The organism is Chitinophaga sp. YR627, from assembly GCF_900114995.1.
Classification (GTDB): Bacteria; Bacteroidota; Bacteroidia; order Chitinophagales; family Chitinophagaceae; genus Chitinophaga.
This window is the reverse complement of the sequence record NZ_FOUX01000002.1, coordinates 1,053,127-1,069,544: the sequence shown is the minus strand read 5'-3', so window position 1 is coordinate 1,069,544 and position 16,418 is coordinate 1,053,127. Positions and strand designations below refer to the sequence as shown.

Annotated in this window: 12 protein-coding genes; 11 read left to right on the top strand and 1 reads right to left on the bottom strand. The window is 46.8% G+C overall.

All coding sequences use genetic code 11. The features are described 5' to 3' along the window. Nucleotides 1–68 precede the first annotated feature (68 nt). Nucleotides 69–1,409, bottom strand: a complete 1,341-nt coding sequence (locus BMZ72_RS12915; RefSeq protein ID WP_089808883.1) for an alpha-L-fucosidase — start codon at nucleotides 1,407–1,409, stop codon at nucleotides 69–71. Between the two features lie 199 nt (nucleotides 1,410–1,608). Here BMZ72_RS12915 and BMZ72_RS12910 point away from each other — a divergent pair, with 199 nt between their 5' ends. The 11 genes from BMZ72_RS12910 (at nucleotide 1,609) to BMZ72_RS12860 (ending at nucleotide 16,407) form a co-directional block, all read left to right on the top strand. Continuing rightward, nucleotides 1,609–2,511 (top strand): sugar phosphate nucleotidyltransferase, encoded by a 903-nt coding sequence (locus BMZ72_RS12910; protein WP_089808881.1) that lies wholly within the window; start codon nucleotides 1,609–1,611, stop codon nucleotides 2,509–2,511. Between the two features lie 408 nt (nucleotides 2,512–2,919). Continuing rightward, nucleotides 2,920–3,825: a branched-chain amino acid transaminase gene (locus BMZ72_RS12905; protein WP_089808879.1), complete on the top strand. Its 906-nt coding sequence runs from the start codon at nucleotides 2,920–2,922 to the stop codon at nucleotides 3,823–3,825. A 408-nt stretch (nucleotides 3,826–4,233) separates the two neighbouring features. Then, nucleotides 4,234–5,913, top strand: coding sequence for a dihydroxy-acid dehydratase (gene ilvD, locus BMZ72_RS12900; RefSeq protein WP_089808877.1), 1,680 nt, complete (start codon nucleotides 4,234–4,236; stop codon nucleotides 5,911–5,913). Beyond that, on the top strand, nucleotides 5,879–7,633 hold the full coding sequence (gene ilvB / locus BMZ72_RS12895) for a biosynthetic-type acetolactate synthase large subunit (RefSeq protein ID WP_317043487.1): 1,755 nt from the start codon (nucleotides 5,879–5,881) through the stop codon (nucleotides 7,631–7,633). Before ilvD ends, ilvB begins: the two co-directional genes overlap by 35 nt. A gap of 38 nt (nucleotides 7,634–7,671) precedes the next feature. Further along, on the top strand, nucleotides 7,672–8,262 hold the full coding sequence (gene ilvN / locus BMZ72_RS12890) for an acetolactate synthase small subunit (RefSeq protein WP_089808875.1): 591 nt from the start codon (nucleotides 7,672–7,674) through the stop codon (nucleotides 8,260–8,262). A 38-nt stretch (nucleotides 8,263–8,300) separates the two neighbouring features. Continuing rightward, on the top strand, nucleotides 8,301–9,344 hold the full coding sequence (gene ilvC, locus BMZ72_RS12885) for a ketol-acid reductoisomerase (protein ID WP_089808872.1): 1,044 nt from the start codon (nucleotides 8,301–8,303) through the stop codon (nucleotides 9,342–9,344). Between the two features lie 110 nt (nucleotides 9,345–9,454). After that, nucleotides 9,455–10,711, top strand: a complete 1,257-nt coding sequence (ilvA, locus tag BMZ72_RS12880; RefSeq protein WP_089808871.1) for a threonine ammonia-lyase — start codon at nucleotides 9,455–9,457, stop codon at nucleotides 10,709–10,711. A gap of 121 nt (nucleotides 10,712–10,832) precedes the next feature. Then, entirely contained in the window at nucleotides 10,833–11,786 is a 954-nt protein-coding gene (locus BMZ72_RS12875) for an NADP-dependent oxidoreductase (RefSeq protein WP_089808869.1), read from the top strand. 131 nt (nucleotides 11,787–11,917) lie between these two features. After that, on the top strand, nucleotides 11,918–13,048 hold the full coding sequence (locus BMZ72_RS12870) for an NAD(P)/FAD-dependent oxidoreductase (protein WP_089808868.1): 1,131 nt from the start codon (nucleotides 11,918–11,920) through the stop codon (nucleotides 13,046–13,048). A 120-nt stretch (nucleotides 13,049–13,168) separates the two neighbouring features. Next, the gene (locus tag BMZ72_RS12865; RefSeq protein ID WP_089808865.1) at nucleotides 13,169–14,875 is read left to right on the top strand and encodes a sodium/sugar symporter; all 1,707 of its coding nucleotides are present in this window, start codon (nucleotides 13,169–13,171) and stop codon (nucleotides 14,873–14,875) included. A 50-nt stretch (nucleotides 14,876–14,925) separates the two neighbouring features. Further along, complete coding sequence (locus BMZ72_RS12860; protein WP_089808863.1) at nucleotides 14,926–16,407, top strand: xylulokinase; 1,482 nt, start codon at nucleotides 14,926–14,928, stop codon at nucleotides 16,405–16,407. Nucleotides 16,408–16,418 lie beyond the last annotated feature (11 nt).

Sequence of the window (16,418 nt, the reverse complement as noted above, 5' to 3'; positions counted from 1 at the left end):
ATTGTCCATCTCCTCGTTTACGCTATGGGATCAGCAGTCCTGCCATCAGGAGGACTGCTGATATTGTTTTATTCATTTGTCAGGAATCCGCCTTTACCACGGTACAGCTTTACTTTGCCGTCCAGTTCCAGCGCCAGTACAGTCATGTATTTATCCTGTACATTGGCAGGGACGTCAATGTATACCAGTCCGGGTACAGCGCTCCAGGAGATCTTACCTACCACCTTATGCGTCAGTTGCTGACCATTGCCCAATACACTGATCTTTTTGATATTGTTCACCAGGCCTTTCACCATGACCTGACCGCTTACATTGCCAGCCAGGAAGAGGTATAAGGTAGTGGAATCTTTTGATAAAGTGGTAGGACCATAAAAATGTCCTGCCGGAATTCCCGCTACCGTATTGAAAATAGCAGGCGCATGTTTTTTATTCCATGCACCCAGTTCTTTGAGCACAGTCACTTCTTCAGCAGGAATGGTGCCATCTTCAGCAGGCCCGATATCCAGAAGCATATTACCGCCATTGCTGACAGCATCTGCAAAGATGGTGATGACTTCATACGGCGTCTTGAAATTGGTATCATCCGGGTGATAGCCCCAGTTGTTGTTGATGGTCATGCAGAGTTCCCACCAGTTGTAATGTGGTCTGGATACGGGGAAGTTCTGTTCAGGCGTGTCATAATCACCATATCCCTGTAAGCGGCCATTGATGATGGTATTCGGGTTATGACCCGTCAGCATTTTTCTGACCTTTACAGCTTCCCATTCTTCTGCGCTGTGTTCCCAGTCGCCGTCAAACCACCAGAGATCGGGATTATACTGCTGCATGACTTCTTTCAGCTGTCCTTCGTAGAAGTGCAGGAAGCGTTGCCAGCGGGCAGGATCTTTCTTTGCATCATAGCGGCTGCTGTCTTTCAGGAACTGTGGATAATCCGGATAACTCCAGTCGATCAGTGAGAAGTAAGCGCCGGCTTTGATACCCTGCTGACGTAAAGCAGTGTAGAAGGGCGTGAGTACATCACGTTTTGCCGGTGTACTGTTGGCCATATCCAGTTTACTCAGTTTACTATCCCATAATGCAACACCATCATGGTGTTTAGTGGTCATTACGGCATAGCGTGCGCCTGATTCCTTGATCAGTGCGGCCCATTCTTCCGGATGATAATTCTTTGCAGTAAAACCTTTCAGTTGCTGCATGTAATCAGCGTAAGCGATCTTCCTGTTGTGGAAGGACCAGGATTCGTCTACTCCGTTGACGGAATAGATCCCCCAGTGAATGAAGATGCCGAGCTTTGCGTCGGCGAACCATTGCATTTTTTCACGAATGGAATCAGCGGATGTGTGTTGTTGTGCGTTGAGACTTCTAAGCAGTGGTAGTATAAGGGCTACCGATAATAGGAAACGTTTCATTCTATATTCACATGTGTTTATTGTGTAATGTTTTTTAATTCTGGTAAATTGCCCCGGTTGGTACGGGATTTGTTGCATGATGGCCCATAGGCGTAACAGTTTGGTAACAAAAAGAAGCTGTGAAAATAGTTTTAATGATTAAATTTATCGCCAGGAAAATGTTCATCCAATACATGAAAACACAAAAAACAATCTATAAATGCAACCAACTTTATTGATCCTTGCTGCCGGTATGGCTAGCCGATACGGTAGCTTAAAACAGATCCAGCAGTTTGGCCCCAGCGGTGAAACAATTGTTGATTACTCCATTTACGATGCTATCCGTGCTGGTTTCGGCAAGATAGTGTTCATTATCCGTAAGGATTTTGAAAAAGAATTTAAGGAAATATTTGAACCTAAACTGAAAGGCCGTGTGCAGACTGATTATGTATATCAGGAAATGGATGCATTTACAGATGGCTATGCAACACCGGCTGACCGTACCAAACCATGGGGTACAGCGCATGCTATATTGTGTGCAAAAGATGCTATCAACGAGCCTTTCGCAGTGATCAATGCAGATGATTTTTATGGTCGTGACTCATTTGAGAAAGCAGCAGCTTTCCTGAAAGATGCCGCTAAACCGGATGTATACAGTGTAATTGGTTATCAGCTGAGCAAAACGATCAGTGAGCACGGTTCCGTTTCACGCGGTGTATGTGCTGCAGACAGTGAAAGCAACCTGGCTGCTATCAATGAAAGAACCAAGGTATATAAAGACGGAGAGCAGATCGTGTATGAAGATGCTGATGGCAGCAAGCACGAACTGGCGCCAGATACCCCGGTTTCTATGAACTTCTGGGGTTTCCATCCTTCTGTATTTAAACTGAGCCAGGACCTCTTCAAAGACTTCCTGCAGCAGAATGGTGATAAACCTAAGTCTGAGTTCTTCATTCCGATCGTTGTGGATCACTTCATTAAGAACAAGGTAGGTGTTGTAAATGTGATCCCTACAGGAGCGCAGTGGTTTGGTGTTACTTATAAAGAAGATGCCCCAGGCGTACAGGAAAGTCTCTCTGCCCTGGTAAAAAGTGGGGAGTATCCGGACAACCTCTGGAAATAGAAGCTGAAGAATTGTAATAATTTTGCTATTTGTATGGATTTTAGCTAAAGAATCGATGTTTTATTTCAAAAACTTCAAAAAGTGAAGTTTTGTTTGCGAAATAACTAAATCTTTGGATTGTATTGTTTTTTAGTTTTATGACCAATACATTTGTAGAAGCAAAATAAAAAGCGTCCCTCCATGTGGGTAAATAAAGACAACAATAAGATTAATCACATCGTAGCTCAGTTGAACTGGGCTATAACACTAGTCGTGATTGTCGTTGTCATTATTAGCCACCAGTATGGAGGATAGGTTAACGTGTACAATCACTAATGATAAACAAGACGCCTTCCTCCATCAGAGGAAGGCGTTTTTTTGTGCCTGTAATTATAAAGCAATCCAAAATCGAATTCTAATATCTGAATTATGTATAGCTATTACAACGAGAACACCATTCTTTACATTAACGGGGAGTATAAGAAAGCTACCGCGGCCACTACAGATCTGTATGGTCAGTCATTACACTATGGGTATGCTGTATTTGAGGGCATTCGCGCTTATAAAACAGCTGATGGAACTGTGAAGATTTTCAAAGCAAAAGAACACTTCGACAGATTTAAGCGTTCCTGCGAATTAATACACATGCCATATCCATTTGATAATGACGAGCTGGTGAAAGCATGTTACAAAGTGCTGGAACTGAATAATATGGAAGAAGCGTACATCCGTCCGCTCGCTTTCTGCCCTCCGAACATGACACTGAAGGCTGCCTCCGAAACACATGTACTGATCTGTGCATGGGAATGGGGTGCATACCTGGGCGAAAAACTGCTGCGTGTGATGACCTCATCTTACCAGCGCCCAAATCCAAAAGCATTCAAGATCGAGTCCAAAACAGCTGGTCTGTACGTAAACTCCATCCTGGCTTCTCAGGAAGCAAAGGAACAGGGTTACGACGAAGCGCTGCTCCTGGATATCAACGGCTTCGTAGCTGAAGGTCCTGGTGCAAACCTGTTCTTCGAAAAAGACGGTAAGATCTTTACGCCTCCTCCGGGCAACATTCTGCCAGGTATTACCCGTGCTACCGTGATCGAATTGTGTCACGAACTGGGTATTCCGCTGGAAGAGAAACTCTTCACTACTGACGAACTGAAAACAGCTGACTGCGTATTCTATTGCGGTACTGCTGCTGAAGTAGTAGGATGGGATTCACTCGATGGCCAGACCTTTAACAAGCCATGGGCTACTTCCCTGGGTAAACTGCTGCAGCAGGCTTACAAAGCGAAAGTACTCGAGAAAGAATTCGATCGCGCTGCGGTTCCGGTCGCGTAAGCCACTGGTATCAGTACACAGATATTCATGAAAACTCGTGCTGATTCAGGTTGTATTTCCTCTATATACTTCACCTGAGAGTGATACGCTATTGTTTAAAACCAATAGTATAGTATCTCATTTGAATCAGATAGCTAACAAAGCATCACGCTTTGTACCCATGGTATAAAGCGTGATGCCTTCTATAAACACTTCGTTCAGGCCTCACATTCTTCCCGTTACAGCCTTTTTTAACCAAGTTGGAATTTGGATTTTTGAAAGTACGTTATCCAATACCACAGCGGATTTGGCCACAAAACGAAGAGATTTGAATACCGGCTAACCGGTCAGTAATTGGTTTGGAACTTGGCTTTTATCACTGCTATTTTGTACCTACTTAAATAGCAACCCGGAAATTTTTATAAACAGATGGAATTAAACAAATACAGCAAAACGCTCACGCAGGATCCAACACAGCCCGCCACACAGGCGCAGCTGTACGCTCTCGGTTTAACTGAAGAAGACCTGAAGAAAGCGCAGGTAGGCATTGCCAGTATGGGCTATGACGGTAATCCGTGTAATATGCACCTCAATGACCTCGCACAGGAGGTCAAGAAAGGGGTCTGGGCTAATAATCTCGTCGGACTCACTTTCCATACTATTGGCGTCAGCGATGGTATGACAAATGGTACTCCGGGTATGCGTTATTCCCTGGTCAGCCGCGACCTGATTGCTGATTCCATCGAAACCGTAGTAGGTGCACAGTATTATGATGGTGTGATCACCGTGCCTGGCTGTGATAAGAACATGCCTGGTTCCCTGATCGCAATGGGACGTCTGAACCGTCCTTCTATCATGGTGTATGGCGGTTCTACCGCTCCTGGTAAATACCAGGGTAAAGACCTGAACATTATCTCTGCATTTGAAGCGCTGGGTCAGAAAATGGCTGGTCAGCTCAGCGAAGAAGACTTCAAAGGCATTGTACAGCATTCCTGCCCTGGCGCCGGCGCCTGTGGCGGTATGTATACGGCAAATACCATGTCTTCTGCAATCGAAGCATTAGGTATGAGCCTTCCTTACAGCTCTTCTAACCCTGCACTCAGCAAGGACAAAAAAGAAGAGTGTCTGTCAGCTGGTAAATATATCCACATCCTCCTGGAGAAAGATATCAAGCCTTCTGATATCATGACGCTGGAAGCATTTGAAAATGCGGCTACCGTTGTGATGGCGCTGGGTGGTAGTACCAATGCCGTACTGCACTTCATCGCAATCGCAAAAGCAATCGGTGTGAAATTCGGTTTACCTGAATTCCAGCGTATCAGCGATAAAACGCCACTGATCGCTGACCTGAAACCAAGTGGTAAATACCTGATGGAAGACCTGCACAACATCGGCGGTGTTCCATTGGTAATGAAATATCTGCTGAAAAAAGGATACCTGCATGGTCACTGTCTGACAGTAACCGGTAAGACCCTGGCAGAAAACCTGGAAAGTGTACCAGATCTGGAATTCGAAGGACAGGATATCGTTGTTCCGGTTGAAAAACCAATAAAAGCGACCGGTCACATCCAGATGCTGTACGGTAACCTGGCAGAACTGGGTTCCGTAGCAAAGATCACCGGTAAGGAAGGTTTAAGCTTCCGCGGTCCTGCACGTGTGTTTGAAGGTGAATATGAGCTGATCGCGGGTATTCAGAGCGGTCGTGTGAAATCAGGCGATGTGGTGGTGATCAGACAGGTAGGTCCTAAAGGAGCGCCTGGTATGCCGGAAATGCTGAAACCAACATCCGCTATCATGGGTGTAGGTCTCGGTAAGAGCGTAGCGCTGATCACAGACGGACGTTTCTCTGGCGGTACACACGGTTTCGTAGTGGGACACATCACACCGGAAGCGGTGGAAGGTGGTACCATCGGACTGGTACAGGACAATGACATTATCGAAATTGACGCCGAAAAGAATACGATCAACGTGGAACTGAGTGCAGAAGAACTGGCTGCCCGCAGGGCGAAATGGGTGAAACCCGCGTTGAAAGTAACTAACGGTGTATTATATAAATATGCAAAACTCGTTTCAAATGCAACAGAAGGATGTGTTACCGATGAAGCCTGAGCCGGCTGAAAAGCGGACAGCTGCGACTGCTCCACTTAATATGACTGGTTCTGAGGCAGTGATCCGCTCGCTCATTGCAGAAGGTGTTGAAACCATTTTCGGCTATCCTGGCGGCGCTATTATGCCCATTTATGATGCCCTCTACGATTTCCAGCAGGAAGTTCATCATATACTGGTCCGTCACGAGCAGGGTGCTACGCACGCTGCACAAGGTTATGCGCGTTCATCCGGTAAAACAGGGGTGGTCTTTGCTACCTCCGGTCCGGGTGCTACCAACCTGGTAACAGGTCTGGCTGACGCTTATATGGATTCTACGCCGATGGTGTGTATTACCGGTCAGGTAGCAGCACATCTGTTGGGTACAGACGCCTTCCAGGAAACAGACGTGATTGGTATTACCATGCCGATCACCAAATGGAACATCCAGGTAACACGTCCGGAAGATATTCCAGGTGCTATTGCCAAAGCATTCTATATCGCAGGTAGCGGCCGTCCCGGTCCGGTACTGGTTGATATCACCAGGAATGCACAGGTTGCGAAATTTGATTTCGAATACAAGAAATGTGATTATATCCGTAGCTACCGTCCCGTACCAAGACTGGACCTCGAGGCAGTAGAAGCGGCAGCAGAACTGATCAATAGTGCAAAGAAACCATACATTTTCTGTGGTCACGGTGTATTGTTGTCAGGTGCTGAAAAAGAACTGATCGAACTGGCTGAAAAAGCAGGTATTCCGATCGCTTCTACCTTACTGGGTCTGTCAGCTGTACCGGTTGACCATCCGAACTATGTAGGTTATCTCGGTATGCATGGTAACTATGCGCCGAATATCATGACCAACGAGTGTGATGTACTGATCGCGGTAGGCATGCGTTTCGACGACCGTATCACCGGTGATGTATCACAATATGTGAAACAGGCGAAGGTGATCCACGTAGAGATCGATGCAGCTGAGATCAACAAGATCATCAAAGCGGATGTAGCAGTACATGCAGATGCTAAAACTGCGCTGGAAGCTTTGTTGGCCCTGGTAAAACCTGCAAAACATGACGAATGGATACAATCCTTCCGTGAAGCAGACAAACAGGAAATAGAAAAAGTATCTACTAAAGAACTGTATCCTACTGAAGGTGGTTTAAAGATGGCGGAAGTAGTGCGCCTCATCTCTGAAAGAACCGAAGGTAAGGCTATACTGGTAACCGATGTGGGCCAGCACCAGATGGTCGCTTCCCGTTACTATCGCTTTAAAGATCCGAATACCAACATCACTTCAGGTGGTATGGGTACAATGGGTTTTGCCCTGCCGGCAGCGATGGGTGCGAAAGTAGGTGCGCCTGAAAAAGAAGTAGTAGCGGTGATCGGTGATGGTTGTTTCCAGATGACATTGCAGGAACTGGGTACGATCTATCAGTCTGAAATAGGCGTGAAAATAGTGATCCTGAATAACAACTTCCTGGGTATGGTGCGTCAATGGCAGCAACTGTTCTTTGACAAACGTTACTCTTCTACGGAAATGACCAACCCTGACTTCGTACAGATCGCAAAAGGGTTCTTCATTCCGGGTAGGAAAGTAACTGACCGTGCAGATATCGTTGCTGCTGTAGATGAGATGATCTCTCACAATGGCGCTTATCTGCTGGAAGTAGTTGTGGAGAAAGAAGACAACGTATTCCCAATGGTGCCTTCCGGCCAGCCGATCGCAAATATCAGGCTCGAGTAGCAGGAAGAAAGGTTCAGCAATCATTAACAACGAACACTATGCAAAAAGAATATACAATAACGGTTTATACGGAAGACAGGATTGGTATCACCAGTCGTATAACTGTTATTTTCACCCGCCGTGGAATAAATATCACGAGTCTTACAACGGCTGAAACAGAGATTCCCGGCGTATATAAGTTCATCATCACGGTGCTTTCTGAAAAAGAAAAGCTGGTGAAGATCGTAGGTCAGATCGAAAGACTGATCGAAATCCACCGTGCATTCGTGCATGAAGAAGACGAAGTGGTATACCAGGAACTGGCGCTGTATAAGATCTCTACAAAGGCACTGCAGAACGGTAATATCGAACTGCTGATCCGTGAGAACAATGCGCGCATCCTTACGATCACTGAAGACTACTTCGTACTCGAAAAGACCGGTCATCAGCAGGAGCTGATCGATCTGCAGGCAAAGCTTGCACCATATGGTCTGATCGAATATTCAAAGAGTGGAAGGGTAGCTATTATCAAATGGAGCCGCCGTTTCCACGATCACCTGAAGGAGCTGGAAACACAGCGTCCTGACAACCTGAAGCAGGCAACTTATAAAGAACACACAGAAGTGTCTGCAGAAGAAGAAAGTATCTAGTTTATAATATTTATAAAAAAAACAAACACTATCAAAACATGGCAACCATCAATTTTGGAGGGGTACTGGAAGACGTAGTAACCAGAGAAGAATTCCCAATGGAAAAAGCTAGAGAAGTGCTGAAAGATGAAGTGATAGCTATCATCGGTTACGGCGTACAGGGTCCCGGCCAGGCACTGAACCTGAAAGATAACGGTTTCAACGTTATCATCGGTCAGCGTAAAGATTCTAAAACCTGGGACAAAGCTGTTGCTGACGGCTGGGTTCCTGGTCAGACGCTGTTCGAGATCGAAGAAGCTGCTCAGAAAGGTACGATCATTCAGTTCCTGTTGAGTGATGCCGGTCAGATCGCACTGTGGCCTACACTGAAACCACACCTGACTAAAGGTAAAGCGTTATATTTCTCCCATGGTTTTGGTATCACTTATAAAGACCAGACTAACATCATTCCTCCTGCTGATGTGGATGTAATCCTGGTTGCCCCTAAAGGTTCCGGTACATCTCTGCGCAGACTGTTCCTGGCTGGTCAGGGTCTGAACTCCAGCTTTGCTATCTATCAGGATGCAACCGGTAAAGCCCGTGATCGCGTTATCGCACTGGGTATCGGTGTTGGTTCAGGTTACCTGTTCGAAACAGATTTCAAAAAAGAAGTTACTTCTGACTTAACAGGTGAGCGTGGTACCCTGATGGGTGCTATCCAGGGTATCTTCGCTGCTCAGTACGAAGTACTGCGCAAGAATGGTCACTCTCCATCTGAGGCATTCAACGAAACAGTAGAAGAACTGACGCAGTCTCTGATGCCGCTGGTTGCTGAAAACGGTATGGACTGGATGTATGCTAACTGTTCTACTACTGCTCAGCGTGGTGCGCTGGACTGGTGGAAGAAATTCAAAGATGCCAGCCAGCCGGTATTCGAAGAACTGTACGCAAGCGTTGCTGCAGGTAAAGAAGCTGCACGTTCTATCGCATCTAACAGTACTCCTGACTATCGTGATAAACTGAACGAAGAACTGAGAGAACTGCGTGAAAGCGAAATGTGGCAGGCTGGTGCTGCGGTAAGAAAACTGCGCCCAAATAACTAATAATTCAATTAGGAATTAAGAATTAAGAATTAAGAATTGTGGTGCAATTGTCTGCCTGCTGATTTTGAAGTCTTAATTTTTAATTCCTAATTCTTAATTCCTAATTAATAATGTCCCAGGTAATAACAAGCGTGAATCCGCTCAACATACTCGATGCAGCGGTGAAGTTAAAACCTGTGGTGAACCGTACCCCGCTTACTTACAGCGCCACGCTCTCCCGCAGGTACAATGCAGATGTCTATCTCAAAAGAGAAGACATGCAGATTGTAAGATCTTATAAATTGCGTGGGGCATACAACCTGATTAGCAGCCTGGATAAAGAAACGCTGTCAAAAGGAGTAACCTGTGCCAGCGCGGGTAACCATGCGCAGGGCTTTGCCTATGCATGCCGCCAGCTGGATATTAAAGGCGTGTGTTTCATGCCGATCATTACGCCAAAACAAAAAGTCAACCAGGTAAATATGTTCGGTGGCGAGAACATCGAGATCAGACTGGTAGGCGATACATTTGATGATTGTGCCGCAGAAGCCCAGGCTTTTACCAAAGCGCACAACATGACTTTCATTCCTCCTTTTGATGATCCAAAGATCATTGAAGGACAAGGTACCGTGGCTGTAGAGATCCTGGAAGACCAGTCGAAGATCGATTATGTGTTCGTGCCTATCGGTGGCGGCGGACTCGCAGCAGGTGTCGGTACTTATTTTAAAACATACAGTCCCAATACACAGATCATTGGCGTAGAACCGGAAGGTGCTCCGTCTATGAGCCGTGCACTGGAGGCAGGCGAACCAGTTACACTGAGCGAGATCGAACGCTTCGTAGACGGTGCCGCCGTAAAAAGAGTAGGTACACTCAATTTCAGTATCTGCAAAGACGTGCTGACAAAAATGCAACTGGTACCGGAAGGGAAAGTTTGCTCAACTATATTAAGGCTGTACAATGAAGACGCTATCGTGGTGGAGCCTGCCGGGGCACTGTCCATTGCGGCGCTTGATTACTACGCGAAAGAAATTGAAGGCAAAAAGGTGGTTTGTGTTGTCAGCGGCAGCAACAACGACATCGACCGTATGCAGGAGATCAAGGAACGCTCCCTGTTATATGAAGGTCTGAAACACTACTTTATCATCCGCTTTGTACAGCGTCCGGGTGCACTGAAAGAATTCGTGAACCATGTGCTGGGACCTAACGATGATATCACCCGTTTCGAATTCATTCAGAAACACAACAAGGAAACCGGCCCCGCACTGATCGGTGTGGAACTGAAAAACAGGGAGGATTATGATATCCTGGTGGCTAATTTCCGCAAGTATAATATTCACTTCACTGAACTGAACAAGGACGATAATCTGTTCGGCTACCTGGTTTAACTGCTTAGTGATAAAAGGCTTCTGAAAGGGGCATTATGTTTTGGTTATAAAACATAATGCCCCTTTTGCATATGTGGCAATTATCGTTTTTATCGCTAATTTGAAGACAAAATCTGCAAGTATGAGTAATTTTATGCAGGCGGCTATATTGCCTGAGTTCGGGCCGGCCACTGCTTTCAGAATTGAGAAAGTAGCGATACCCCTGCCGGGAGCCGGGGAAGTACTGGTCAAAGTAAAGGCCATCGGATTGAACCCTGTTGATTTTAAAACCCGTTCCGGAAAAGGATATGCCTCATTCCAGACGCTGCCCGCCATTTTAGGCTGGGATATAGCCGGTGAAGTAGTGAGCGTGGGAGAAGGTGTGAGTAAGTTCATCACCGGTGACCGTATATTCGGTATGAGTAACTTCCCAAATCCCGGTAATGCATATGCAGAGTATGCAGTCGTACAGGAAGATGAGTTTGCCATTATACCTAAAGATATATCCTTCGAGGTAGCCGCAGGTACCCCACTTGCCGGACTGACCGCCTGGGAAGCCCTGTTTGATCATGCCGGTATCACCTGGGGACAGCGTGTCCTGATCCAGGCAGCTGCCGGTGGAGTAGGACACATTGCTGTACAGCTGGCCAAATGGAAACACTGTTTTGTGGCAGCTACCGCTTCTGCTGCCAATCATCCCTTCCTGGAACAGTTAGGCGTCGACCAGCTGGTTGACTATAAAACACAAAAGTTTGAACAAGTACTGGACGGCATGGACGTTATCATTGACGGCATGGGCGGCGAAACAGCACTCCGTTCCCTTGATATCCTCAATCGTGGCGGTATACTGGTATCCTTACCAAGCATGTACAAAGATGATCCTGCGGTGATTGCCAAAGCAAAGGAGAAAGGCGTAGAGGTGAAATGGATGTCAGTGAGACCATCCGGAGAAAGAATGGAACAACTGGCTGTACTACTCAAAAATAATCGTCTGAGAGTGGAGATAGGACAGACTTTCCCGCTGACTGATATCGTAAAGGCGCACCAGGCACTGGAGAGCGGACATGGAAGAGGTAAAATAGTATTAACAGTGTAGCGAGAATGGACAAAGGATTGAAGATTGATTAATGTCAGTTTGACATCTAAAAATAGTGTACATTTGAATACACAATACATCGCGGGTTCCGACGTTTTGAAAAACAGGCTGTTACGGCCAAATCAGAAAGCATGTTAAGCTACTGGGAGAAACAAAGCCTTTTACAATACGACTATATCATTGCGGGCAGCGGTATAGTAGGGCTTTCTACTGCCGTAAGTCTGAAGGAAAAACTGCCGGCCGCGCGTGTACTGGTACTGGAAAAAGAGGTACTGCCCACCGGGGCGAGTACAAAAAATGCAGGTTTTGCATGTATCGGAAGTCTGACGGAACTATTATCGGACCTGCAGACGATGCCTGCCGAAGAAGTCATTGCCCTCCTGCAGATGCGCCGTAATGGTTTACAGCTGTTGCGTAAGCGGATCGGGGATGAGTATATGGAGTACCATGAGAATGGTAGTCATGAACTGATCGGGACACAGGAAGAACATACACTGACAGAGATAGACAGTGTAAACGCCCTGCTGAAGCCATTACTGGGAGGCGAGGCGTTTACACTGGTTAATAAGAAGATAAAGGACTTTGGCTTCAACGGCCAGTATGTAAAGGCCCTTATCAGTAATAACTATGAAGGAGAGCTTCATACCGGGCGGATGATGCGCTGTCTGATAGACCTCGCTATCACCAAAGGGGTGGAAATCAAAACAGGTTGCACCGTCAGCCGCCTGGAAGATCTGCAGACGGGTGTACGCGTAGTGGTACCCCGGACCAACGGAGAGGAGATCGGTTTTATGGCCAGGAGAGTGGCGGTCTGTACCAACGCTTTCGCCAGAGAGCTGATGCCGGATGTTGACCTGCAGCCAGGAAGAGGACAGGTGTTACTGACAAATGTGATTCCGGACCTTCCCTTCAGGGGGGTATTTCATATGGACGAGGGCTATTTTTATTTCCGGGAGCTGGACGGCAGGGTGCTGTTTGGCGGTGGCCGGAACCTCGATTTTGAAAAAGAAGCCACAACAAGCTTTGATCTTAACCAGGAGATACAACAGCAATTGGAAAACCGGCTCCATGACATTATCTTACCAAAGCATTCCTTTATGATCACTGACCGGTGGACAGGTATCATGGCTTTTGGAAAGACCCGCCAGCCCGTGATACGGTTCTATACCCGCAATATTGTATCGGGTGTCCGGATGGGCGGTATGGGTGTCGCAATAGGTTCCGCTGTAGGAGAACAACTTTCTTCTCTTCTGACTGAATAAAAATGAAAAACAAACAAATATGCCCAACACGTAGTGAAAAATTTTAAACGTAAATTTTACGTTTATTAAAAATGTTGCTATATTGATTCCTAATTTAATTACCACGTACCACGTTTTTTTATGCAAAAGAGTTTACAATTCCTCGATTATGTTGTTTTCTTAGTGTATTTCGTGATTGTTGCCGGTTACGGTCTCTATATCTACAAAAAGAAAAAACGCGAAACAACAGATTCCAAAGACTTCTTCCTGGCGGAGGGTTCCCTTACCTGGTGGGCTATTGGTGCTTCCCTGATCGCTTCCAATATTTCTGCGGAGCAGTTCATCGGGATGGCCGGTTCCGGTTTTAACATAGGTCTGGCTATCTCCACTTATGAGTGGATGGCGGCTGCAACGTTGATCATTGTTGCAGTTTTCTTCCTGCCGATCTATCTGAAGAATAAGATTTATACCATGCCGCAGTTCCTGCTGACGAGGTATAATAAAACGGTAAGTACGATCATGGCCGTCTTCTGGCTGTTGCTGTACGTGGTGGTAAACCTGACTTCTATCCTTTATCTGGGTGCACTGGCGGTAAATACGATCTCCGGTATTCCTTTCTATCTGTGTATGACGCTGATCGCGGTATTTGCGATCGTGATCACACTGGGTGGTATGAAGGTAATTGGTTATACAGACGTTATCCAGGTGTTCTTCCTGATCTTGGGTGGTCTGGTAACAACCTATCTGGCATTGAGCCTCGTATCAGAACATTTCGGTGAAACCGGTGTACTGAAAGGCTTCTCCCTGATGACTAAAAATGCAGAAGAGCATTTCCATATGATCCTGAAAAAGGATAACCCGCATTACCTCGATCTGCCAGGTCTCACTGTACTGGTAGGTGGTATGTGGATCGTAAACCTGAACTATTGGGGTTGTAACCAGTACATTACACAGCGTGCACTGGGTGCAGATCTGAAAACAGCGCGCAGCGGTCTGCTGTTTGCCGGTTTCCTGAAACTGCTGATGCCTGTGATCGTGGTATTGCCTGGTATCGCAGCTTATGTATTATATAAAGAAGGTGTGTTCTCCTCTGAAATGATGAAAGCAGGTGAACTGAATCCTGACAACGCTTACCCTGTGCTGATGAACCTTCTGCCTGCAGGTATGAAAGGGCTGGCTTTTGCAGCACTGACAGCAGCGGTAGTAGCGTCTCTGGCAGGTAAAGCCAACAGTATCTCTACGATCTTCTCCCTTGACATTTATAAAGAGATCTTCAACAGAAATGCAAATGAAAAAGAGATCGTGAATGTAGGCCGTGTGGTGGTAATTGTTGCTATGATCCTCGCTATCATTATCTCTCCGTTCCTGGGTATCGATAAAAAAGGTGGTTTCCAGTTCATTCAGGAATACACCGGCTTCGTGTCGCCAGGTATCTTCGCCATGTTCCTGTTAGGTTTCTTCTGGAAAAAGACCACTTCCAATGCCGCATTGTTCGCTATGATCGGTGGTTTTGCAATGTCTATCTTCCTGAAATTCCTGCCTAACTGGAGTGACCTGTCTTCCCTGTATGACCTGGGTATGGCAGTACCAAATGCCGCAGGCGTTTATGAAATTCCGTTCCTCGATCGTATGGGTATCGTGTTTGCAGTGTGTGTAGTGGGTATGATCATCATTTCCCTGGCTGCTCCTGCCAAGAAACAGGTGGTTGTTGGTGGTACGCTGGTAACTTCCGGTGAATCAAAAGGCCTGGAAGTGGATGCTTCCATGTTCAAACCTTCTACCGCATTCACCGTGATCGCATTGCTCATCTGTGGTATCCTGACAGCACTGTATACTATCTTCTGGTAGTCGCAGACAGCTAAACAAATTAACCATCAAGAAACGAAGAAGATTGCACTATGAGATATACGATCGGATACGATATCGGTTCCTCCTCTGTGAAAGCGGCTCTGCTGGACGTGGAAACGGGAACATGTCTGGCCACGGCTATCAGTCCTTCACAGGAAATGCCGATGCTGGCGCCTGTAGCCGGATGGGCAGAACAGGACCCGGAAATGTGGTGGCAGGAGGTGCAGAACGCTACAAAAAAACTACAGCAACAGCACCCCTTTGACGGGAGTGCTGTTGCCGGTATAGGAATCGCCTACCAGATGCATGGTCTGGTATGTGTGGATAAAGACCAGCAGGTGCTGCGTCCTTCGATCATCTGGTGCGACAGCCGCGCCGTTGAGATAGGGAATGAGGCATTCAACAGCCTGGGACACAACTGGTCCCTGCAATACCTGCTGAACTCACCGGGTAACTTTACAGCTTCCAAGCTGCGCTGGGTACAACAATACGAACCGGAGATCTACAGCCGTATTGACAAAGTGATGCTGCCAGGCGACTTTATCGCAATGCGGCTCACCGGTGAAGCGGCTACTACCATCTCAGGCCTCTCAGAAGGGATCTTCTGGGACTTCAGCGGTCGTCAGGTTTCTCCCGTATTGTTAAAGCATTATAATATTGACGAAAAGCTGTTGTCAGCGATCGTACCGACTTTCGGTCTGCAGGGCAAGGTAACATCACAGGCAGCCGCCCTGCTGGGGATAGCAGCCGGTACACCGGTGACCTACCGTGCAGGCGATCAGCCCAACAATGCTTTCTCGCTCAACGTACTGAAGCCCGGCGAAGCCGCAACCACAGCAGGTACTTCCGGTGTGGTCTACGCAGTACACGATCATATCGCTTTTGATGAAGAAAGCCGTGTGAACACATTTGTACATGTGAATGACACCAAAGAAGATCCACGCAATGGTGTACTGATGTGCCTCAATGGTACAGGTATTCTCAACAGCTGGTTAAGACAGGCAACCGGCAACCTTGATTACAATGAAATGAATACACTGGCAGGTAAAGCACCAGCTGGTTCCCGCGGATTACAGATCTATCCTTTTGGTAACGGAGCAGAACGCATCCTGAGCAATAAGGAAACGGGAGCAGTATTCAATGGTCTCAACTTCAATATACACAGCCGCGAACACCTGTTGCGCGCAGCACAGGAAGGTATCGTATTTGCCCTGAAATATGGTATGGATATTATGACCGATATGGGTCTGAATATTCAGCGTGTAAGGGCAGGGCAGGCGAACATGTTCCTTAGTCCTCTTTTCCGTGAAGTATTTGCCAACACCGCCAATGTAGTGATCGAACTGTATAATACAGACGGTGCACAGGGTGCGGCCAGGGCTGCCGGAATAGGCGCAGGACTTTATAGCGAACAGGATGCATTCCGCGGCATGGAATGCCTGGCTACCATAGAGCCGGATGCCGCATTGCAACAACAGTACGCTGGTATCTACGACCAGTGGCTGCAGGGCTTACAGCGCATTATTAAGTAACTGAATTACAC